Source organism: Clostridium sp. (assembly GCF_047777555.1).
Lineage (GTDB): Bacteria > Bacillota > Clostridia > Clostridiales > Clostridiaceae > Clostridium_H.
The window spans coordinates 45,599-69,077 of sequence record NZ_JBKEEV010000001.1 but is presented as its reverse complement, the minus strand read 5'-3'; the positions used below and the strand labels follow the sequence as shown (position 1 = coordinate 69,077).

21 protein-coding genes are annotated in these 23,479 nt (G+C 30.4%); 18 read left to right on the top strand and 3 right to left on the bottom strand.

Annotated features, from left to right (window positions below; translation table 11 throughout):
* Positions 1-37: 37 nt before the first annotated feature.
* The 11 genes from ACFWTK_RS00360 to ACFWTK_RS00310 all read left to right on the top strand — a co-directional run bounded on the left by ACFWTK_RS00360 (position 38) and on the right by ACFWTK_RS00310 (position 10,982).
* Positions 38-1,084, top strand: coding sequence for a hypothetical protein (locus tag ACFWTK_RS00360; protein WP_415874193.1), 1,047 nt, complete (start codon positions 38-40; stop codon positions 1,082-1,084).
* A gap of 175 nt (positions 1,085-1,259) precedes the next feature.
* Entirely contained in the window at positions 1,260-2,063 is an 804-nt protein-coding gene (locus ACFWTK_RS00355) for a hypothetical protein (protein ID WP_415874192.1), read from the top strand.
* 86 nt (positions 2,064-2,149) lie between these two features.
* Positions 2,150-3,358, top strand: coding sequence for a hypothetical protein (locus ACFWTK_RS00350; protein ID WP_415874191.1), 1,209 nt, complete (start codon positions 2,150-2,152; stop codon positions 3,356-3,358).
* Between the two features lie 37 nt (positions 3,359-3,395).
* Positions 3,396-4,127 (top strand): hypothetical protein, encoded by a 732-nt coding sequence (locus ACFWTK_RS00345; RefSeq protein ID WP_415874190.1) that lies wholly within the window; start codon positions 3,396-3,398, stop codon positions 4,125-4,127.
* A 142-nt stretch (positions 4,128-4,269) separates the two neighbouring features.
* A complete protein-coding gene (locus tag ACFWTK_RS00340; RefSeq protein WP_415874664.1) occupies positions 4,270-4,821 on the top strand; it encodes a manganese efflux pump MntP in 552 nt (183 codons plus the stop codon).
* A gap of 179 nt (positions 4,822-5,000) precedes the next feature.
* A complete protein-coding gene (locus tag ACFWTK_RS00335; protein WP_415874189.1) occupies positions 5,001-5,351 on the top strand; it encodes a single-stranded DNA-binding protein in 351 nt (116 codons plus the stop codon).
* Between the two features lie 251 nt (positions 5,352-5,602).
* Complete coding sequence (locus ACFWTK_RS00330) at positions 5,603-6,004, top strand: DUF6762 family protein (protein ID WP_415874188.1); 402 nt, start codon at positions 5,603-5,605, stop codon at positions 6,002-6,004.
* A gap of 47 nt (positions 6,005-6,051) precedes the next feature.
* Positions 6,052-7,845, top strand: a complete 1,794-nt coding sequence (pepF, locus tag ACFWTK_RS00325; protein ID WP_415874187.1) for an oligoendopeptidase F — start codon at positions 6,052-6,054, stop codon at positions 7,843-7,845.
* A gap of 173 nt (positions 7,846-8,018) precedes the next feature.
* Positions 8,019-9,077 carry an HD-GYP domain-containing protein gene (locus ACFWTK_RS00320; protein WP_415874186.1) on the top strand — a complete coding sequence of 353 codons (1,059 nt, stop codon included), beginning with the start codon at positions 8,019-8,021 and terminating at the stop codon, positions 9,075-9,077.
* Between the two features lie 110 nt (positions 9,078-9,187).
* Positions 9,188-10,162, top strand: a complete 975-nt coding sequence (locus ACFWTK_RS00315; RefSeq protein WP_415874185.1) for a rhomboid family intramembrane serine protease — start codon at positions 9,188-9,190, stop codon at positions 10,160-10,162.
* A gap of 112 nt (positions 10,163-10,274) precedes the next feature.
* Positions 10,275-10,982 carry a hydrolase gene (locus ACFWTK_RS00310; protein ID WP_415874184.1) on the top strand — a complete coding sequence of 236 codons (708 nt, stop codon included), beginning with the start codon at positions 10,275-10,277 and terminating at the stop codon, positions 10,980-10,982.
* 104 nt (positions 10,983-11,086) lie between these two features.
* Here the strand turns inward: ACFWTK_RS00310 and ACFWTK_RS00305 are convergent, their stop codons facing one another.
* Positions 11,087-12,826: an ATP-dependent metallopeptidase FtsH/Yme1/Tma family protein gene (locus ACFWTK_RS00305; RefSeq protein WP_415874183.1), complete on the bottom strand. Its 1,740-nt coding sequence runs from the start codon at positions 12,824-12,826 to the stop codon at positions 11,087-11,089.
* Positions 12,827-13,132: 306 nt separating this feature from the next.
* Between ACFWTK_RS00305 and ACFWTK_RS00300 the strand changes: the two genes are divergently transcribed.
* The 7 genes from ACFWTK_RS00300 to clpB all read left to right on the top strand — a co-directional run bounded on the left by ACFWTK_RS00300 (position 13,133) and on the right by clpB (position 21,105).
* A complete protein-coding gene (locus ACFWTK_RS00300) occupies positions 13,133-13,525 on the top strand; it encodes a hypothetical protein (protein ID WP_415874182.1) in 393 nt (130 codons plus the stop codon).
* A gap of 92 nt (positions 13,526-13,617) precedes the next feature.
* Positions 13,618-14,220: a YkvA family protein gene (locus tag ACFWTK_RS00295; RefSeq protein ID WP_415874181.1), complete on the top strand. Its 603-nt coding sequence runs from the start codon at positions 13,618-13,620 to the stop codon at positions 14,218-14,220.
* Between the two features lie 67 nt (positions 14,221-14,287).
* Positions 14,288-15,199 carry a ribonuclease H1 domain-containing protein gene (locus ACFWTK_RS00290; RefSeq protein ID WP_061857278.1) on the top strand — a complete coding sequence of 304 codons (912 nt, stop codon included), beginning with the start codon at positions 14,288-14,290 and terminating at the stop codon, positions 15,197-15,199.
* Between the two features lie 150 nt (positions 15,200-15,349).
* A complete protein-coding gene (locus ACFWTK_RS00285) occupies positions 15,350-15,523 on the top strand; it encodes a YtxH domain-containing protein (protein ID WP_116485969.1) in 174 nt (57 codons plus the stop codon).
* 203 nt (positions 15,524-15,726) lie between these two features.
* The gene (locus tag ACFWTK_RS00280; RefSeq protein ID WP_061857277.1) at positions 15,727-17,025 is read left to right on the top strand and encodes a helix-turn-helix domain-containing protein; all 1,299 of its coding nucleotides are present in this window, start codon (positions 15,727-15,729) and stop codon (positions 17,023-17,025) included.
* Between the two features lie 24 nt (positions 17,026-17,049).
* Positions 17,050-18,306 carry a helix-turn-helix domain-containing protein gene (locus ACFWTK_RS00275; protein ID WP_061857276.1) on the top strand — a complete coding sequence of 419 codons (1,257 nt, stop codon included), beginning with the start codon at positions 17,050-17,052 and terminating at the stop codon, positions 18,304-18,306.
* Positions 18,307-18,507: 201 nt separating this feature from the next.
* Complete coding sequence (clpB, locus tag ACFWTK_RS00270; RefSeq protein ID WP_061857275.1) at positions 18,508-21,105, top strand: ATP-dependent chaperone ClpB; 2,598 nt, start codon at positions 18,508-18,510, stop codon at positions 21,103-21,105.
* Between the two features lie 82 nt (positions 21,106-21,187).
* Here clpB and ACFWTK_RS00265 read toward each other — a convergent pair whose 3' ends face one another.
* Positions 21,188-21,913 carry a type 1 glutamine amidotransferase gene (locus tag ACFWTK_RS00265; RefSeq protein ID WP_106023870.1) on the bottom strand — a complete coding sequence of 242 codons (726 nt, stop codon included), beginning with the start codon at positions 21,911-21,913 and terminating at the stop codon, positions 21,188-21,190.
* A gap of 42 nt (positions 21,914-21,955) precedes the next feature.
* Positions 21,956-23,260, bottom strand: coding sequence for a Mur ligase family protein (locus tag ACFWTK_RS00260; protein WP_106023869.1), 1,305 nt, complete (start codon positions 23,258-23,260; stop codon positions 21,956-21,958).
* Positions 23,261-23,479: the final 219 nt, after the last annotated feature.

The window sequence follows — 23,479 nt, the reverse complement described above, 5'->3', positions numbered from 1 at the left end:
GAATTAATTTGTATCTTCATAGAAAGGAGAGGAATAGATGAGGATAAGTTTAAAAAGCAAAGGACTAAAATTTTCTTTAGCTATATTAGCTGTAATTTTAATTTTTAGTTATTTAGTATTTTCAAAGGGAAATTATAAGGAGTATAGTGGACAAGAATCTTTTGGAACTTTAATGAGCTTGCTTTTAGATACAGTTCAAAGCGAAGGAAAGATGGAAATTACAGAAGAAGATATAAGTGTGCTGGGTTCATCTTATTTTAAAGATGGAGTAAAAAAGGGAAATTTAACTATAAAGGGTTTAAATGTAGTTTTAGGTGAGGATAAAGCAAAGTTTTTGATTCCAGTAAAGTATAAGGGACTGTCTGTTCTTTTAACAACAGAAGGACAAGTTGCTATGGATGACAGCAGCATTGTTTACACACCAGAATACTTTAAAGTAGGAAAAATCAATCTGCCTAAGAGCAAAACTTTAGGATACATAGGCGGCCACTTTAAAGGAAAAATGCTTGTAGAAGAAGGAAAGATAGTTGTAAGCAAAAACATTTTACCAGATGATATTGAAACTTTCACCATAAAGGATGGAAAAATTCTTTGTACTGCAAAGAAAGAAACAAGAGAAACCCTTGCAAAAACTAACGAAACCATAAAAAAGATAGAAGAAAAAGTTAAGTTAGAATCCGGGACAGTTCTCAAAAATTTAGAAAATAATGCTGGTGGTAAAAATTCAAGTACAGGAAATGGAAGTCTAGGAAGCAGTGAGAACAATACATCAAAAGGAAACAGTAATGAAGGAGAAAATAATTCAAATTCAGGTGGTTCCCTTAGTAAGATAGGAGGGGAACTAGGTTCTCTTTATGGAAATGTTTCTTCTTCAAAAGAAAAACAAATGGTTAGTATAATGAGCGGCACAGTAAATAATCTGCAGTCAGATTCTTCTTATAATTTCTGGGGAGATGTTAAAAGTGTTATGAGCATTTATAAAAGTTTAACTCCAGAAGAAAAGGAGAGGTTTAAAATTCAGGTGTTTTCTAATGTGGATATGGAAAATGCTTTAAAGCTGAAAGAAGAGCTTTCAGGAAACTAATAAAAAGAATATATTTAATCAAGGTTGATGGAACTAGGAGAAAATCATACTTCTAGTTCCTTATTTTTTTATAGGTAAGAAAAATATTAAAAAGGAAAATAAAAAAGTTGGCATAACTTTGAATAAATCTAGCATAAAAAATAGAGGATGCTTTTAAAGAAAAGGAGGGAAAAATATGAAACAAGCAAAGGCATTAGCATTTATTATTATAGCTCTTGGAATTTCTATTAAGGCCAACATAAAAGCTTTTGCTGTTGTAGATTATTACGATATTGAGGATAAAAGTGGACAAGTGTATGAATATGATAAAGAAGAGCTTATAGATGGGTTAATCACCAGCAAATTAGGATTTAAGGATTTATTATTTGAAGATTTTAATAAGAAGTTATCAGATGGAAGAATTCATTCATTTCATGAAAGCCATGGTAAGTATGTGGATTATAAAAGATTAAAAGAAATATTAGTATATAAAAGCTTAAATAATGAGTTGTTTAATTTAGATGAAGAAGCTGAAAAGTTAAATAGGGCTGATATGCCGGAAGATATAGAAAGAGTTGTAAAGATTGAAGAAGAGCTGAGCACGTGTCCAGTAAAAGCAAAAGACAATTCTCAATATAAAAATATAAAATCTTCTAAGGATTTATACATAACAGGAAATAATATAGTTCTAGAGGATGCAAATATAGATGGAACTTTATTTATAAATCCAGGAATAGATGGAAAGTCAACTTTAATAAATGTAACTGCTTCAAATATTGTTATACTATCTGGAGCAAAGCAGGGTATAGTTTTTAAAAATGTAAAATCTAATCTTCTTACAATGTCTGATGAAGAAGTAATAAGGTTAGAAGGGACAGAGAATACAGTGATAGAGAAAAAATTAGTAAGAGGTTCAAAGGAAAAGCATAGAAGTAGTGATACTACAAAAGTAAGACGGACTATATCAAATAAGCTGAAAGTGGATGTTGATGTGAAGTAAAGATTTAATTTTATTTATGCCATATTTATTTATGTCATAGAGCGGCATATTAACCGCTGAATATAAAATTTATGGAGGTATTGTTAATGAATAAGAAAAAAGTTTCAGCCATTATGGCAGCCCTGCTAACCACAGGAAATTTAGTTTCAATATCAGCTTTTGCAAAACCCATTTCTAATATATTAACAGTAGATGTAACTGTTAATACTGCATCAACAACGGCAAATCCAATAAATGCAGAGGAATTAAAAAAGGCCCTTGCTGATAAAAACATAGAAGTCATAAATCTTTCACCTACTGGAAATTATGAAGGGCAATTTGAAATTAGAAGAAATGTCACTATAAATGGCAATGGGGCTCTTATTAAAGCACCAGATGTTTTGGAGGCTAAAGGTGATAAGAAACCTATAATTTATGTTACAGGTGCAGAAGATGTAAATATAAAAAATCTTAAAGTAGATGGAAATTCTAAAGTAACTGTTACAGATGGATTTACTGGTATAAGCTTAGAAAATGCTGGAGGAACAATAGAGGCTGTAGAAGTGACTAATATTAAAGAAAAAAATCTGACTGGAAATCAACATGGATGGGGAATCTATGTGAATAATATGGACAAGGCTCTAAGAAAGGTAAACATAACAAAATGTACAGTAACTGCCTATCAGAAAGATGGAATTCATGTTAAAGGAGAAGGACTTACTGCTAATGTAATAGATAACATACTTATGGGGGCTGGTGCAACAGATGTAATAGCACAAAATGGTATTGTATTTGAAGATAAGGTTATTGGAAAAGCAACTGGAAATACAATTACAAAACACAATTACATAGGCGATGATGATTCTGCAGGAGTTTTGTTAGATGGAGCAGGAGCAGTTGAGGTCTCAAAAAATAAGTATGATGAAAATAAAATCGATTATCTCAATAATGATATTGAAAACACAGTAACATTATCAGGAACTGTAGATGGAGTGGATTTTAGTGCTAGTAGTATAGATATCAAGAAAAATCCGGGAGAATCTGCAAGTATAGTAATTAGTGCGAAAATCAATGATAAAAATGCTGATGCTTTTGGAAGAAATGGACAACCTGCTGATCTAATATTAAATCTAGGAGCTAATGCTTCTAAAGCAGTAGTAAAGGCTAATGGAATAGAAATAAAGGATGCAGATAATGATGGAAAGTTTGATATCGGTGATATAGATGGTAATACAACAGAAGCATTTAATATTGATATAACATTCAATGAAGCGGAGACATATACGGCAGAAATATATGTAGATGATAACAGATAATAATATGTAATTCATATAAAAATGGAGATAGAAAATCATGAGAAAAGTTTTATTATTAACTTTGTTAGCTATAATCTATATATTAACAATTACACCTAAAGTTTTTGCAAAGGCTGTGGTAACTTATGAGGAAGAAGAGACTTCTAGAAGTTTAAAAGATGAAGTAACTGTAGGCATAGGAGAAGCATATGACTATAATGATATAAACGCAGCTATACAAAATATTCATGAAAATGGTGTTGTAAAGATTGAAGGAGGAGAGTATCATCTAAACCAAATAGAGAATAAAAATGTAATTTTAGAGTCTTTGGATAATAATTATGTAGATATAATTGTAGAAAATATTCATAAGAAAAACTTATTGAAGCTGGGATCAAAAGTTACAATAAACATAAAGGATACTGCTCCAGTAAGATTAAGTCTTAGTAGAAAACTACCAGGTACGCAAACAGAATATACAGAAAGTGGTCTTGATATTGATGTAGATAAGGGAAGTACTGTTAGTTTGTTAATAAGACAAGATATAATCAATGAACTAGGCTTACATGAATGCAGTATAATGATGAGTATATCAAATGGAGAAAATGTTATAGTACGAAAAGCAGGAGAAGATGAAGCAATGAATGGGACAGTTAGTGAAGATGGGACAATGAATTATAAGATATACGATTTGAAGTCCTATTATACAAATACGGGAGTGCATATAACATTCAATGAAGCAGGAAGATATATTATACAGATTTGGTCAGATGACGGCAGAGAAAACTAGGATTAAAAATAATGAAATTCAAAATATAAATGTATAGATATCATAGAGTAATAACTCAAATTTCCCCCTCATATTAATAGTATATATTAAGGCTTTATACTTATTAAACTACGGGGGAACTTTTTTTATGGAAACTTTTTATATTGAAATATACTCACTCTTTATAATATCCTTAGCATTAGCCCTTGATGCTTTCGGAGTATCCCTAAGCATAGGACTAAATCCAGCAGTAAAAAGAAAAAGCAAGATCTGGTTTTGCATATCCTTTGGATTTTTTCAATTTCTATTATCCTATATTGGAGCATTTTTAGGTTATCTTTTTAACACTTACATATTATCTATTCCCAAGATTATAGGAGGCATAATAATAGCTATTGTAGGAATGCTTATGTTAAAAGAAGGCGTGGATAATGACAATAGCAATATACTTATAAATAAAAAAATGTATCTTATATTGGGGATTTCTGTGAGCATAGATGCAGCAGTAATAGGATTTACAGCCTTAAACAGCATAACAGTATCTTTTGTATTGCTGGAATCCACTGTGTTTATTGGCCTTATAACTCTCATTATGTGCATCACTGCCTTTATCATTGCAAAGTATCTAAGAAAGATAAGTGTAATCTCAAAATATGCAGATTACGTTGGAGGAGTCATACTTATACTTTTTGGATTAAAGATGATATTCCTTTAAGGTATGTTATTAGACTAAGAGTCATTAATTTAAAAATGAAGAGTTTAGAAGTGTAAAGTGGGGAATTTAGAGTGAAGAAGTTTAGTGGAGAGATAAATTAATAAAAAGTTTGTTATACGGGTTTAAGTAAGGATATGGATATAATCTATATAAAATAGATTATATTGGAGGAAAATTTGATGAATAAAGTAATGTTTATTGGAAGAATAACTAAAGATATTGAGGTGAAAAGACTTAAAGACAGCGATAAATGTGTTACTGCTTTTAGCTTAGCTGTTGAAAGAGAGTTTCCTGGAGCTAATGGAGAAAAGTTAGTTGACTTTATACCTGTAGTTGCATGGAACAAGGATGCAGAGTTTTTATCAAGGTATGCTAAGAAGGGCAGTCGTATATGTGTAATGGGAAGACTTGAGGTAAGGTCATATGAAACTAAAGATGGGGAAAGAAGATATATGACTCAAGCTGTAGCTCAGGGAATACAGCTTTTAGATACTAAGATACTTAAAGAAGAAAATGTAGAAGCTATATAAGGTTTTGTGCAGGGCTTTTTAATAAAATATTGCTGCTGAATAAGATTAAAATAAATTTAACTTATTTAAGCAGCGTTTTATTTTTATTGTAAGATAATTTACCTAAATATTCATGTATGATAATATTAATGTATATTTGCCATGAGCTTTCTAATGCTAATAAATAATGCATTATAAGTATGGCATAAAGGAATAATAAAAACAGTGATGTCAGCGTTAGAAGAACTAAAATATAGTGAAGGGGTGTTTTTATGGAATTTGCAGCATTAGTATTAATGGAAGTAGATAAGGACAACAAATTTATAAGTGAAATGGGAAGTTATGAAGTAGGAGATGGAGCAGAGTATGTGACTAAATTCTACTATAATGCAGAAGATGGAAAGGTAAGTCTTTATTTTGATACTAATAAAGATGTAGAAGAGTGGGAGTTTACTGCTATATATGATTTATTTGATTTGGATGTTTTTGAAGAGAGGGGTTATGACATAGAAGAAAAAGATGATGAATATAATCCTACTTGGGTTGTAAAGTTTGATTATGAGGAAGATCACAGCCTTATGGTGGAAAAAATAAATGAGGTTTGCCAGCTTATAAAGGGTGAAATGGAAAGAACCTTTGAAGAGGCACAAGAGAAAAAGGAAGAATATCAATAAAACTATTAGAAATACTTAAAAACAAAAAAGATTGGGGTGTTGAAATGATGTCTGATGTTAAAAAAGTAAAAAGAAGAGATGAAATTGCAAAAGAAGATAAGTGGGATATAGAGAAGATTTATGAAAATACTGAGGAGTGGGAGAAGGATTTTAAGAAGCTTAAGGATATGGCTCCAAAGATAAAGGATTTTCAAGGAAAGCTTAAAGATCCTAAGGAGCTTTTAAATTTCCTAAAGCTGGATGAAGAAATATCAAGACTTGCTGATAAACTTTTTGTATACGCTTTTTTAAAGTCTGATGAAGATACTTCAAACAACGCTAATCAATCAATAAAAAACAAGGTGGAATCTTATTCTGCAGAACTAGCAGCTATGGGAGCATTCTTTATACCTGAGATTTTATCTTATGAAGAAGGCACTATAGAAAAGGCAATAGAAGAAAATTCAGAGCTTAAAAAATATGAATTTATGCTAAAGAGGATTCTAAAGAAAAAGCCTCATACTTTAAGTAAGGAAGTAGAGGAGCTTATGGCTTCTGTATCAGATGCTTTAAATGCTCCTTCAAGCATATTTAATATGCTTACAAATGCGGATATGACTTTCCCTACTATTAAAGATGAGGAAGGTAACGAAGTGGAACTTACAGAAGGAAATTATGGAATATATAATAAATCAAAGGACAGAAGGGTTAGAGAAGATGCATTTAAAGCTCTTTTTGGAACCTATGAAAACTTTAAGAACACTATAGCAACTTCCCTTATATCATCTATAAAAAATTTCTCATTTGTAGCTAAAACAAGAAAATATAATAGTTCACTAGAGGCGTCATTAAAGCCAAATGATATACCATTAGAAGTGTATGACAATGCAATAAAAACTATAAATGATAATTTAGATAGCCTTCATAGATACGTGAGAATAAAGAAAAAGCTTCTTGGGCTTAGCGAAATTCATATGTATGATTTATATGTGCCAGTGATTGATACTCCAAAGTCTCATATAGAATTTGATGAAGGAGTAAAAATTATAAAAGAAGCTTTAAAACCTTTAGGAGAAGAATATTTAAAAATATTTGATGAAGGAATCAAAAATAGATGGGTAGATATTTATGAAAATAAGGGTAAAAGAAAAGGAGCTTACTCCTGGGGAAGCTATGACACTATGCCTTATGTTTTATTAAACTACAACTATGAGCTAAATGATGTATCAACACTAGCTCATGAGATGGGGCATTCTATCCATTCATATTATTCAAGAAAAGAGCAGCCATATATTTATGCTGATTATACCTTGTTCTGTGCAGAGGTGGCATCTACAGTAAATGAAAATCTCCTTATAAATTACCTTATAGAGAATGAAAAGGATGAGAAGAAAAAACTATATCTTATAAATACTCAGCTTGAGCAAATAAGAACCACTGTGTTTAGGCAAATTATGTTTGCTGAATTTGAAAAGATAATTCATGAAAAAGTAGATGCTGGTGAGCCTTTGACAAGCGAAGACCTTTGCAAAATATATCATGATTTAAATGCTAAGTATTTTGGAAAAGATATAGTCATAGATAAGGAAATCGACATGGAATGGGCTAGAATACCTCATTTTTACACTGATTTTTATGTTTATCAGTACGCTACAGGTTATTCTGCAGCAAACTCCTTTGTAAAGGCTATATTAGAAAAGGGAGGAGATGCAGTAGATAAGTATAAAGGATTTTTAAAAGCTGGAGGTTCTGATTATCCTATAAATATTCTAAAGAAGGCTGGAGTAGATATGACTACACCTAAGCCTATTGAAGATACTATAGCTAGATTTAATGAACTTTTAGATATGCTCGATAAGTAATAGTTTAATTAAGTTTTTAATAATACTTATCCAATTAAACTAAAATATATTATAAATTACATTTTTCCCTAAAATATGATGAAAAATAGAATAAAGTGTAATATAATAATAATGATGATTAATGACTTCAAGTGTTTAAAGCTAGTAGATATAATTATTATTGAGGTGGACTTATGAGACTAGAGTTTATAAATAGAGTTAAGGAAAATGATGTTTTAGGGAAAAGTATTTTAACTAATGAAGGAAATGTACTATTAAGGTCGGGAATCAAGCTTACTAATCAGTATATTAAAAATTTAAAAAAATTGGGAGTTCTTTATGTATATATAGAGGATGATAGACTTGATGATATAGATGTAGAAGATGAAAGATTGTGCAAGTTAAAGCAGCACACAATGAGAAATATGAATAAGATTATAAAAAATTTAAATAATGCTAATAAGAGTGAAGCTAAAAATTCCTTAAGAATTGTTGAAAATTTAATAGAGTATATAATAGAATCTGGAGATATAAATAGAAGTTTGTATGATATTAAGACTTATGATAATTACACATATGTTCACTGCATAGATACAGGAATTATGGTAACTTTTTTAGGAGAAAGCATTGGATTTAGTCTAGATGAGCTTATAGAACTTGGAAAAGGTGGTATACTTCATGACATAGGCAAAACAAAAATACCCAGCACAATTATAAACAAAAAAGGAAAACTGACAGAAAAAGAATTTTTAGAAATCAAAAACCATCCTATATATGGAAAAGATATTCTGGTTAAAAATATGAGTATTTCAGACATTATATTAAACGCAGTAGAGCAGCATCATGAAAAGGTAGATGGCAGTGGGTATCCTTATGGTCTACATGGGAACCAAATTTCAAAGTTTGGAAAGGCAGTTTGTATATGTGATGTGTACGATGCAGTGAGCAATGATAGGATTTATAGAAAAAAGTTTAAACCTAATGAAGCTTATGAGCTTATATTAGGAGGAAGCGGAAGCATGTTTGATAAAGAGATGGTTGTGAATTTTAAAGAAACTTTTGCCATATACCCATTAGGAAGTTGTGTCAGACTTTCAAATAAAGTAGAAGGATATGTTGTAAGGCAGAACAAAGGCTTCCCAGATAGACCAGTAATAAGGGTTTTATATGACCCAGAAACAAAACAGGCTGTACAATTCTATGAAATAGACTTATTACAACATTTAGATATAGTCATTGAATCTATAGCATAAAACAGCATTACCTATAAAATAACAACACCTATTTATAGGTGTTGTTATTTTATAGGTATGAGTCATATGATACGTCAGATTTTAAACATTTTTAGGAGAAGGGGATGGACATGAGAAAAGATGAATTAACCAAGTTCATTATAGATATGTTCAACAGATACTATAACTATAATATTCAAGAGTTTAAAGCAATAGACAGTAGTAAGAAATTCTGGGGTATGAGCGCTGTAATAGGTGATATAAAAAGCTATGTAGTATTTTTAGATGAAAATAACTTAAATAATTTAGATATGAAATTTATTCATGATGAGAATGCTCATAATATAAGGATTACAAAAGTACTGATGGTGGATAGCGCTAAAGGGGATGGCAACTGGCATTTTGCTGCTGAAAGTTTTGAAGATAATCTGATAGTAGTGGATGAGAAAAAGAAGAAGGTATTATATTCCTCTCTATATAGTGAGAACTTATCGGCTCAGATAGAACATGTTTTAGACTATAAGCGAGCATTGGATTCTGAAAATAGAAAAAGAAAAAGTTCCAAAATTACTATAGCTTTAATTGTCATTAATGTAATCATGTATGGTATAACCGCTTTTTTATCCGGCAATATCTTGGATAGTGATGTTAGGGTTCTTCTCTATTTGGGAGCTAACGAGAGCAGTTTGGTTTCCAGTGGAGAATATTACAGGCTTTTTGTATCCATGTTTCTTCACGGTGGCCTTTTACACTTGGTACTTAATATGTATGCTTTGAATGCTTTAGGACCTGCTGTTGAGAGGGCTTATGGTAAAATTAAGTATATAATAATATATATTTTTGGTGGATTAGCAGCATCTATATCAAGTTGTCTTTTCTCAAATGGAGTATCAATAGGAGCGTCAGGAGCTATTTTTGCTCTTTTGGGAGCAGTATTAGTTTTAGCTTTGAAATCAAAGAGCAGAGGCAGCAGGATGATGCTTAAAGAGATTTTATCCGTGGTTGGTATAAATATTTTTATTGGTATTGCTCTTCCTAATATAGACAATTTTGCTCATATAGGAGGATTAATAGGTGGAAGCCTTATTTCATTTTTCCTCTTTTAAGAGAGTTAATTATTATGATATACTAAGGGAATAATATATAATAAATAATAAGACAGCAATATTCATAAAACTACAAGTTTTGCAAAAATAACGGCTATGATTGGAGGAAATTATGAAGAAAAACATACCAGAAATAAATGGAGTTTTGAGAAGCCATATGATAAAAATGCCAGAATGCATAAGAGAATCCAGCGGAATTATTGTTCTTGGAAAGAGAATAAAGTCCTTAGTTTTTACTACAGATGTAGCACTTATAAGGAACACTAATGCAGATGCTATATTTGCAGTTTATCCATTTACTCCTCAACCAGTTATAACTGCTGCTATTATGATTGGAACAGATAAACCTGTTTTTTGTGGAGTAGGAGGAGGATTGACCACAGGAAAAAGAGTGGTTAACTTAGCCCTAGATGCGGAATTTAAGGGAGCTTGTGGGGTCGTTTTAAATAACCCTACTCCAAACCAGGTTTTAAGCAGGGTAAGAAAGACTATAGATATACCTGTGGTTATAACTGTTGTATCGGAAACGGAAGATATACAAGGAAGAATAGATGCTGGAGCAAGTATTATAAATATTTCTGCAGGAAAAAGGACTCCGCATGTGGTTAGAGAAATTAGAAAAAGGTTTCCGGAGGTTCCTATAATTGCAACAGGTGGACCTGATGAAAATACTATAAGAGAGACTATTAGAGCAGGGGCCAATGCTATAACCATAACTCCGCAAAGTTCTGCAGATATTTTTACTGAGATGATGACTAGGTACAGAAGAGTATACGAGGAAAAAGGAGTTCTTGAAGAAATACTAGAAGACAAAAATTAAAGGATTTCACAGAGGGAAATCCTTTAGAAGTGGAGTAGTGGAAAAGTGAGGAGCTTTAGCACATCCGCTTCTCCATTACTAATAAAATTATGGCAGAGATTTTATTAGTGTATTATTTTTTCCATATCTTCGTAATAAAGTGTTTCTTTTTCAAGAAGTTGATTTGTTATATCTTCTAGCATATTTTTATTGCATAATAGAATATTCTTTGTATCTTCATATAGCTTATCTATAAGAGTTTTACATTCTTTAATTATTTCATCTTTAGTGGAAGATGATAAATCTCCTATTTCAGATAGAGTAAGAAGTCCTAAAGATTTTCCCATACCATAAGCTGTAACCATGTTAGTTACAAGATTAGTTGAATGTTTAAGGTCACTATAAGCTCCTGTGGTTATCTTTTCTTTTCCAAAGATAATTTCCTCAGCGGCTCTGCCACCTAAAAGTACTTTTATTCTGTTTAAAAGATAATTTTTATTTTGATACATTTTATCTTCAGGAATACTTAAAGTGTATCCACCAGCACCATTTGTAGTTGGTATTATTGTAACTTTTGATAGCTTTTCTTCTGGAAGAACCTTCGCTGATATAAGGGCATGTCCTGCTTCATGATAAGCTGTGATCTTTTTATCTAATTCTTTTATATGGCCTCTGTTCTGCTTTTCATAGCCTGCTAGAACTATAGAAAATGCTTTGTCTAAATGAATATCTTTAATATATTTGCTGTTATCTTTACACGCTAAAATAGCAGCTTCATTGGCTAGGTGTTCAAGTTTTGCACCTGAGAACATGGAAGTTTTTTGGGCCCATTCCCTAATATCAATATCATCCACAGGCTTATTTTTTAAATGTAAATTTAATATTTTTTCTCTTGCAGCTATATCAGGAAGAGAAACTTCAATATGTCTATCAAATCTACCAGGTCTTAATAAGGCAGGATCTAACATATCTAGCCTATTTGTTGCTGCCATTACAATTATGCCTTCTTTTTCATTGAACCCAGACATTTCTGTAAGCAAGGCGTTTAAAGTTTGGTCTCTTTCATCAGAGCCTCCATTGCTAGAACCGTCTCTTTTTTTACCTATAGCGTCAATTTCATCTATGAAAACAACAGCTTTTCCGTGAGACTTTGCTTTTTTAAATAGTTGTCTTATTCTGCTGGCACCTACACCAACATATATCTGAACGAAGTCTGAACCAGACATAGCATAGAATGGAACACCGGCTTCTCCAGCTACAGCCTTAGCAAGTAGGGTTTTACCTGTTCCAGGTTCCCCATAGAGAATTATTCCCTTTGGCATTCTAGCACCATAGGCATTGTATTTTTCAGGATTTTTGAGAAAATCTATTATATCCTTTACACTTTCTTTTGCTTCTTCATTTCCAGCAACGTTTTCAAAAGTAAAGCCTGTATTCTCTATTGCAGCAGCATCCAATGTATCTACTGAGCGCATTCCTCTAGAAGTTACTTTAGAAGATCTTATAGCCATAAATATCATGGCAACTACAGAAACTCCTAAAATAGCATAAGGTATAACTTCAAAAGGGGAAACATAAGATTGTTCTGAAACTTTAACACCATTTTTTAGCATAGTTTCCTTAAAATCTAAACTTCTTGGATTATCAGTTTCATAGATCTTGCCATCAGCAAGTTTGATCTTTATTTGAGGCGAAGTTGTGTAATATACTATAGATACTTTTTTATGTTTTACATCCTCCAAAAACTCGGTATAAGATTTAGAACCTTGAGGTTTATAGGCGACGGCATTTATGATAATAAAAAGAATAGAAAGTAACGTTGTAATCATAGGAATGAACATGTATTTGTTTTTCATTTTATTCATTCAATCTCACCTCTCTAGAATATATGGTAAACTTTAGATTGAAATCATTTCTCAATTATGTTCTCACTAGTCACTATTATAGTAAAATTGCAGAGGTCTGTCCAACAAAAATCATAAAATTTGCTAATGCAATTTATGGGATGAAAGTAAGTTAAACACTGGAGTTTTACTGGGCTTATAGTAGGTTTAATTCTAATACATGTGATTGTATAAAGATGATATTTTGTGTATACTTTAGTGTAGATGTAAAAATATCCAATATGGGAGGTGGGAAGCCCTAAAACTAGAAGTTAGGGGACTATGGCTATGCATATCAAAAATATTAAAGTTATATTAACTGAAAAAGATCTTTTAAGCATTATAGAAGAAAATTTAAAAGTACCAGAGCTGAAGGTTGAAAAAATTCATATAGGAGAGCTTATTGAGGTTCAAGGCTACTGCTTTAAAGGAATTAAGTTGAATTTTAAAGCATTTTTAGGAATTGGAAATGTTAAAGATAATGTGCTTAAGTTAAAAATATTTAGGATAAAATTAGGAATATTTCCTATATGGATGGGAGTTGTAAATTTTGCCCTAGGCAATATTTTAAAAAGCTTGAATAATATGGGCATAACATTTGAAAAAAAGACCATACTCATTGATTTTACATCTCTATGCACTCAAATGCCTTTTGTAAATTTTAAATTAGAAAGCATATAAGCTCTGTAAGAGGAAACCTAGAAGTAGAAGTTGAGGATCTTATATATGAGCAAAGTAGACAAGCTTTATCTCTATCGCAGTTAAAGCAAACTTTGCAATCAGAGTGTGAAAAGGAACATAAAGAAGGACAAACTAAAACCCAAGATGCTTATTCTAAAATTAGGTCTCAAATGCAGGAAAAAATCCGGGGACAATTCTCAAAAGTTCATGAAGTTCAGGGACAGTTCTCAAAAATTAACATAGATCATAAAGAAAGCCAGGGACAGTTCTCAAAAAGTTTTATAAAACAGAGCAATAATATATATGAATATATAATGCTTGTGCCAGATATTATAGCACTTTTATATAGGCTTATGAAGGATAAAAGGATTAAACTAAGGACTAAAACCTTAATATGTGCAGCTATTGCATATCTAGCGCTTCCTACAGATATCATATTTGATTCCATTCCTGTGCTTGGAAAGCTTGATGATTTTGGCATAGGGTTTTTGATTTTGGATAAAATTATAAAAGATGTCCCACATCATATCATAATGCAGTACTGGGAAGGAAAAGAAGATATTATACTAAAGGCTAAAGAAATAAAAGACTTTTTGTTTGATATTATAGGTAAAAAAAATACTCTTAATCTTTTAGGAAGTGTACTAGCCAGAATTAAGAGAATAAAAAGAAAAAATACTAAAAATAAAGAATAGTAGGTAAGCAATTTAGTTAAAAGTTATAAAGTCAGCAACTATATACTATATATGGGAGGAGAAAGTTTTGCCAAAGAAAGTTTATGCTATAAAAGAAGGCTTTGATTTTGAAAAGAATGAAAAAATAGAAAATAAGATAGTGGATACTTGGTCAGAATGCTTAAAGTATGTGAAAGGTGTTAAAGGTGCTAAGTACAAGAGTTTTGAAGATATTAACAGTGCAGAGCAATATTTAAGAGAAGGAAGCAAACTTTTAAAAAAGTCCGAAGATACTTATCCTAAAGATTGTCTGCATATATATGTTGACGGAAGCTATAATATGAGCACAGAAAAATATTCTTACGGATTAGTTGCGGTTAGAAAGGATGTAGTTGAATATATTGAAAGCGGTTCATCAAAGGATACTTCTAAGAAGAATATAAGACAAATAGCTGGAGAGTTAGAGGCAGCAATTAAAGGTGTGGAATATGCTTTAAATATAGGAGAAAAGAAGGTTGTTATATTTCATGATTATGAAGGAATCAGCCATCATGCTACTGGTTTTTGGGAAAGGAAAGAGGAATCCTCAGTACAGTATTATAACAAAATGAATGAGTTAATGAACCTAGGAATTGAGGTCATTTTTGTTAAGGTAGATAGCCATACTGGAGATTTATTTAATGAACTTGTAGATGAAAAGTGCAAGGAAAAGGCAGAAATTCAATCTGACAGAGTTATAGAAAAGTGGCTAAGAAAAAATACTTTAAAGGTATCTAGCAAATATATAAAAGATGAAATTTTAAAAATAGCCCCTAATAGTGGGAATAATATAATTGTTGTTAATGAAATTGATAATAGTTTCAAGGAAAATTCAGAAGATATATTTAAACATATAAAGGAGTTATATATAAAAGATTCAAATAAGTCAAAAAATTTGATAAGAAATCTAAAGGAGGAAGAAAAGGAAAAATTTATTTTATATTTATTGGAGAATGTTTAAATTAAAATATTGATATGAGAAAATTATTTCGAAAATTCCTTATGTTCTCTAGTTTAATATTTTATTATTTGCACAACCTATAAGTGATAGACTATGATCATTACTATTTTGCTTACAGATTTTAACAAAATATAAAAGGGGTGTGTAAATATGAATGGTTTTATAAAAGGATTAACTACGGGAACTATAATTGGAGCAACAGTTGGAATGATGATGTCTCCAGAAATGGACAGAAAAACAAGAAAAAAGATTATGAGAGGTAGAAGAGCTGCCATGCATAAGGCTGAAAATATAGTGGATATGATGATGAACTGGATAAGTTAAACTTTAATTATATTATAGTTAAAAAGAGTTCAAGTTTTTAAAAAAATTGAACTCTTTTTTTATATTACCTAATATTATTACATTTTTTTTTGCAGGAATAGAACAAGTGTGATATAATATTTAACGAATTATTAAATAATATTAAACTTAATAACTATAAGATTAAATTTGATAACTATAAGTTGGTAAAGGAAGAGGTATTTATGGAAATATTGTCTTTGGGAGAAAAAATAAAAAGAAGAAGAAAAGAACTTGGAATGACCCTAAAGGATTTAGCAGGGGATAGAATTACCCCAGGACAAATAAGCCTAGTAGAATCCAGTAAATCTAATCCTAGCATGGATTTATTGGAGTATTTAGCAAATTGTCTTAATATCTCTATTGAATATTTAATGGAGTCCGAGGAAACTCAAGCGGAAAAGATTTGTATATATTTTGAAAACATGGCTGAATCTCATATATTGAATGATGAGTTAGATCAAGCTGATGAGTATATAGAGAATGCATTATTTTATGCTGAAAAGTATGAACTGGAATATAGGAAGGCTAGAAATTTGTATTTAAGAGGGAAGATATATACTTTAAAAAAGGAATTAGGGCTAGCTCAACAATATTTTTTATCTGCAAATGTAATATTTATCAAAGATAACTATTTTGAGGATATAATCAATACTTTTATTAAACTTGGAATGATAACTTTAGAAATGCAGGCGTATCATTCAGCTTGCAGCTATTTTCATCAATCAGAGAAAGTTTATAACGATAGTAATTTGGAAAATGACTTCTTAATAGGACAAATTTACTACTATATAGCATTTACATATTACAAATTAGAAGATTTGGATAAAGCAATCAATTATTCATATTTATCCAACAGTAAGTTCAAAAAAGTGAATGATAAAAAAGAGTATGCAAAATCCCTTATGCTTCTTTCAAAAGAGTTTAGTAAAAAAGGTGATATAAATAATGCAATAAAATACTCGAATAAAGTTTTGAAGTTATTTAAGGAGATTGACGATTGTAAATACATAGCTCATATTGAAAATAGTTTAGGAAAGCTTTTTTCAGAGTTTGATAATATTGAAGAATCTTTTGTTCACTTATATAAAGCTAAAAATCTAAGAAAAGATTTTAAAGATGAGGAGTATATAGACATCCTTGTAAACATTTGTAAAAACTATATTAAACTAAAAGATGTTGAAAAAGCTAAGGAAGCATTGGAGGAAATATTAGATGAAAAAGATAATGGAAACGATTTAACTATCTATAAATACTATTTGCTGCAATATAGAATAAATATGCTAGAGGGAAATATTTATGAAGCAGAGAACACCTTACTGATGGCATTAGAATATACGGAGATTGCTCAGTTAAAGGATGAATATGCAGAGGTGTCGATTTTAATTGGTAAATTTTATGTGGATAATGGTATGGATGAAAAGGCAGCTAAATATCTAAATGCAGGTGTTGAGGCGTTTAAAAAATTAGGTGTACTGAAATAGTGCGATAATTGGATGGGTGATTATATGGAAGTTCTTTCAGTTGGAGAAAAAATAAAGAGGGCCAGAATTTATAAAGGGCTTACACTAAAGGATATTTGCGGTGATAAGATTTCTGTATCAAAATTAAGCTGTATTGAAAATGATAAGGTAGTTCCAGAGGAATGGATTTTAGATTATATAGCTTCTAAGCTAGAATTAAATCCTAATTATTTAAAGCTTGGGATTGAAGATCAGATTAATGAAAACTTAAAAGAATTAGTGGTGAACCCTAATTGTGATGATTATGAAGAAAAGCTAAAATACAATTTAGGTTTAGCTCAAAAACATGGATATTATGATTTAGCATTTTATATTATGCATTTAATATTTGAATATCTGTTAGATAATAATGAATTGAGTAAGACACAAGAATTATTAGGAACATACTATGATTTATGCAATAATTCTGATAGTAACAATAGGATGATTTATTACATAGATATAGCAAAGTTTTTCTTTAACAATGGAGAGATTGTTCAAGCATCTAATTATTTTGAAAATGTAAGAAAAACATTGGATGCAGAAAAAAGCAAGGATTATAGTATGTATGTTGAAAGCATATACGGTGAAGTAAGATGTAAAATAATTCTTAAGGAATATAGTGAAGCATATAATGTGGCGGTAAAGTTAAAAAAAATGTTTTCTTACATGGAAGATGATTTGAAAAAGGCTAAGATATATCATATGATGGCTATTTTATCTTTAAGAATGGGTAATGAAGAGTTTAAAGAGTATGAGCTTAAGTCATATAAAATATACGATTCTAGAAACGACTATAAGTGCGAGGATATGTTAGATTATGCTTCCATTATGTTTGAAATGAATGAAAAAGATAAGGCTATTGAATATATAAATAAATCATTGAATATGTATCCAACGAATGATAAAGAAAAACAGGTAAGATTTATGCTTCTATGTATAGAAGAGCTTATTAATAACGGAGCTTTAAGTGAAGCAGAAAGTTTAATAGAAAAGGTTATAGATTATTCTATTAATTTAAATAATATAAAATTTATTGAGAAATCTTATTATTTAAAATCTAAAATTCTTCAGAATAATAGTAATTATATATCGGCTGAAATGTATATGAATTTATCCTTAGATGCTCTTACTAAGTTTGGAAATAATAAAGAAATTTATGATAGGTATATGGAGATGGGAAAAATGTATTTTGATATGAATTATCCTAAAGACGCGTTAAAATATTTTGCTTTAGCCATTAATCTTCAAGAAAAGCTATAAAAATCTAATTGAGCCAAAGCTTGATTAGATTTTTTTTAAAATACGGGGACGGTTCTCAAATTTTTAGCATAAAAATTTGAGAACCGTCCCTTGTATAATAGAGTTATAATATGTATGTAGATAATATCTATTGATAAAAATACAAATAATACTATTTAGTTAAATGTAAAATATAAAAAATATACAGAAAGGATGAGAGCTATGGATTATGAAAAGATGACCACCAAAGTGCAGCAGGCTCTGAGTGAATCTCAAAAGATAGCCATAAAATATGATCATCAGCAAATAGATATAATACATTTGTTTATGGCTCTAATTTCTCAAGAAGATGGAATAGTACCTAATATATTTAGCAGAATTGGAGTAGATGTTGAACTTTTAAAACAAGCTACACATAAAGAATTAGATAGAATGCCTAAGGTTTTGGGAGAAGGTGCAAGTACATCAGCAATATATTTAGTTAGAAGAGTTGAAGAAGTATTTTTAAAGGCTGAAGATTATGCTAGTAAATTTAAAGATTCATATGTAAGTGTTGAACATATTGTCCTTGCCATTATGGATATTGATCATAAAGGAACAGTAGGTAGACTATTGTCAGATTTTAATATAGATAAGGATAAATTTTTAGCTGTATTATCACAGGTAAGAGGAAATCAGAGGGTTGAGACTCAAGACCCTGAGGGAACCTATGATGCTCTAAAAAAGTATGGAAGAAACTTGGTTGAAGAGGCTAAAAAACATAAGTTAGATCCTGTTATTGGGAGAGACGAAGAGATTAGAAGGGTAATTAGAATTTTATCTAGAAGAACTAAAAATAATCCAGTTTTGATTGGAGAACCTGGAGTAGGTAAGACTGCTATAGTTGAAGGACTAGCTGAAAGAATAGTTAGAGGCGATGTTCCAGAAGGACTTAAAGATAAAATAATATTTTCTTTAGATATGGGATCCTTGATTGCTGGTGCTAAATATAGAGGAGAATTTGAGGAAAGATTAAAGGCAGTTTTAAAGGAAGTAGAAAGTAGTGAAGGAAAAATAATACTGTTCATAGATGAAATTCATACAATTGTAGGTGCTGGAAAGACAGAAGGAGCTATGGATGCTGGAAACCTAATAAAACCAATGCTTGCTAGAGGAGAACTTCACTGCATAGGAGCTACAACTTTTGATGAATATAGAAAATATATAGAGAAGGATAAAGCTTTAGAAAGAAGATTTCAACCGGTTACCGTGGAAGAGCCTACGGTTGAAGATAGTATTTCAATTCTTAGGGGGTTAAAGGAAAGATTCGAAATACATCACGGAATTAGAATACATGATTCTGCTATAGTTGCTGCAGCTAAGTTGTCTCATAGGTATATTACAGACAGATTTTTGCCAGATAAAGCTATAGACTTAATAGATGAAGCTGGAGCTATGGTAAGAACAGAAATTGATAGTCTTCCAACAGAATTGGATGAGGTAAGACGAAGAGTTTTTCAGTTAGAAATAGAGAAGGAAGCTTTGTCTAAAGAAAAAGATAAGGCATCTCAAGAAAGACTTAAATTTCTTGAAAAAGAGCTCAGTGATTTGAAAGAAAAAGATAAAGAGATGACTGCTAAATATGAAAAGGAGAAAGAAAATATTTCTTCTATAAGAGATTTAAAAAGCAAATTAGATGAGGCAAGGGGAGAGCTTGAAAAGGCTGAAAGAGAATATGACTTAAATAAAGTTGCAGAATTAAAGTATGGTGTGATTCCTGATTTAGAAAGAAATATTAAGGAAAAGGAAGAAATTTTAAAAGAAAGTGGAGAAAACGCACTTTTAAAAGAAGAGATTACTGAAAATGAAATATGTGAAATAATATCTAAGTGGACTAGAATACCAGTGTCAAGACTTTTAGAGGGAGAAAGAGAAAAGCTTTTAAGATTAGAAGATGAGCTTCATAAAAGGGTAATAGGACAGGAAGAAGCTGTTACTTCTACTGCTAATGCAGTATTAAGGGCGAGAGCAGGATTAAAAGATATAAATAGACCAATAGGTTCCTTTATATTTTTAGGACCAACAGGAGTTGGAAAAACTGAACTTGCAAAGACATTAGCAAGAACTTTATTTGACAGCGAAGAAAACATAATAAGAATAGATATGTCGGAGTATATGGAAAAACATGCTGTTTCTAGGCTTATAGGAGCGCCTCCAGGATATGTTGGATATGAGGAAGGCGGACAGTTAACTGAGGCTGTGCGAAGAAATCCATATAGTGTAGTTTTATTTGATGAAATTGAAAAAGCCCATGATGATGTATTTAATATTTTTCTTCAAATACTTGATGATGGCAGACTAACAGACAATAAAGGAAAAACAATAGATTTTAAAAATTGCATAATTATTATGACCTCTAATATAGGAAGTGAGTATTTATTAGAAAATAAAAACTCTCAAGGTATTGATGAAGAGATAAGAGAAAAAGTAATGAGTGCAATGAAAAGGAGATTTAAACCAGAATTTTTAAATAGATTAGATGATATTATAATGTTTAAACCTCTTATGGAAGAAGAAATAGAGAAGATAATAGATATATTTATGGAAGATATAAAAGATAGGTTAAAAGAAAAGAACATTTCTCTTGAAATTTCTAAGGAAGCAAAGAAAATCATAGCTAAGGAAGGATATGATCCAATATATGGAGCACGTCCACTAAAGAGATATATTTCGAAAATTTTAGAAACAAATATAGCTAAAATGATAATTAAAGGTGAGGTTTATAGTGGATCAACTATAAAGATAAAATCAGAAAATAATGAAATAAAGTTTGAGGTATAAAGAAAGATTGGGGACGGTTCTCAAATTTTTATACTAAAAATTTGAGAACCGTCCCCAGTTTGCTTAACTTTAACTGATGAGTTTATTGAGCTATCTCACGCTTTATTATAAATTCTTTTGCTTTTAATTCATAGGTATCGTCTAGGGGAGGAAGCACAAATTTACCATATTTATGTTCTAAAGCTAGGGAAAGCAACCTATCAGCAAGTTCAGGATTTTTTGAAAGCAATGATCCATGAAAGTAGGTACAAAATGTATTCTTGTATATACAACCTTCATAACCATCTTCACCATTGTTGCCGTATCCAGCTAAAACTTTACCAAGAGGCTTTAGAGAGCCTATATATGTTTTTCCAGAATGATTTTCAAATCCAACGTAAGTTTCATTAAAATCTTTGTTATAAATTACTGTATTTCCAATAAATCTTTTTTCTCCAGGAGTTGTATATATATCCAGAGCATTAAGACCCTCGATTTTTTCACCATAAGGGGTTACGTAGTATTTACCAAGTAATTGATATCCACCACATATAGATAAAAACACCTTGTTATTTTCTATGTAGTCAATTATATCTTTACCCTTGGTTTTCTTTAAATCTGAAGATACTATAGATTGCTCATAATCCTGGCCACCACCAAAAAATACTATATCATATTTTTTAGGATCAAACCTATCATTTATAGAAATATTAAATACATTGGTTTTAATGCCTCGATTTTCAGCTCTATATTTTAAGATCAATATATTTCCTATATCACCATATACGTTAAGCAAATCAGGGTACATATGGCATATGTTAAGCTCCATAAGATCACCTCCGCGTCAATCAAGCTCAAATTATAATAAAGTTCACCAAAGCTTTTTTATATATCCTTTACTGTTTAAAAATTTTCTAAAACTAGTCATAGCTGTATATGTAGCTAAAAGATATATAATTGGTTCTTTACATTTTTTTATATTGTCTAACAGAGTATCATAATCATCACATATACGAAATAAATCCTCACTAAAACCGGCTACTTTTAGTCGAATGCCCATATCGTATAATCGTATTCCGGATACCATAACGTTACTAACTGTATCACTGTCTAAGTTTTCAAAACCTACATCCCAGATCCAGGATACATCTCTTCCGTCTGCAAAGTTATCATTTAAAAGAAGGGCAAGGCCTTTATTTCCTTTGTCTAAATTTATTGAATTCAAAGCTTCATCAAATCCAGCAGGATTTTTTACAAGTATTATTTTTACATTTTTATTGTGTATTTTTATAACTTCTTGACGTCCAAAGCTGCTGTTTAGTGTTTTTAAACTTTCATAAATAATGGAATCATCTATTCCGAGAAGCTTTGATGATGAAAAAGCACATAAGGCATTGTAAATGTTATAAGTGCCACATTGATTTATATAGTATTGTTTATTATTAATTTCAACTATAGATTTATCTGGAGATAAATCTATGATTTTGTCAACGCTGTAAGTCAACTTAGGTCTTTTATATCCACAATTAGGACAATAAAAGTCACCAAGATGATTATAAGTTATAAAATTGTATTCATAAGGATGTTTGCATATTTTGCAAAACTTAGCATCTGCATTTATAGAAAGTTTATTATATTCATTGACAGGTGTATTAAAGCCGTAATATAAAATTTTATTAGGTAAATTTAAAGCACCAAGTAAGGATTCATCTCCATTTAGTACTAAGATAGAATCGGGACATTTTCTAATTCCATTTAAAATTTTGTCTAAAGTATTATAAACTTCACCATACCTATCTAATTGATCTCTAAAAAGATTAGTAATTATTATTATTTCTGGTTGAATATAATCTGTAACATATTTAACATTAGCTTCATCAACCTCTATAACTGCGTATCTATGCTTATTTTTATTGGTAAATCTATAATTTTTTAAAAAACATGATATTATGCCTGTGTACATATTTGCGCCGGTTTCGTTAGTTATAGCGTCTTGACCACTATTTTTTATAATAGAGTAAATCATATTTGTAGTAGTAGTTTTTCCGTTTGTTCCAGTAACTAAAATAACCTTAAAATTCTTAGATATCTTTCCCAAGATATCTTTATCAAATTTTAAAGCTACTTTTCCAGGAAAATTTGTTCCACCTTTATATAATATTTGAGAAAGATTCATAACAGCTTTTGAAAAAACAATCCCTAAAAATGTTGCAATATTAATTTGGCAGCACCTCCATCCTATTAAACAATTATGTACCAGTATATAAAAATTATACTAATGACCATTAATAAAATTTTATCACGCATAAAAGAAAATGGAAATATTTTACTGAAAATTGAATTTCTTTTTAAAATCATATTTTTCATGGTATTTTAATGTTAAAAAACAAAAAAG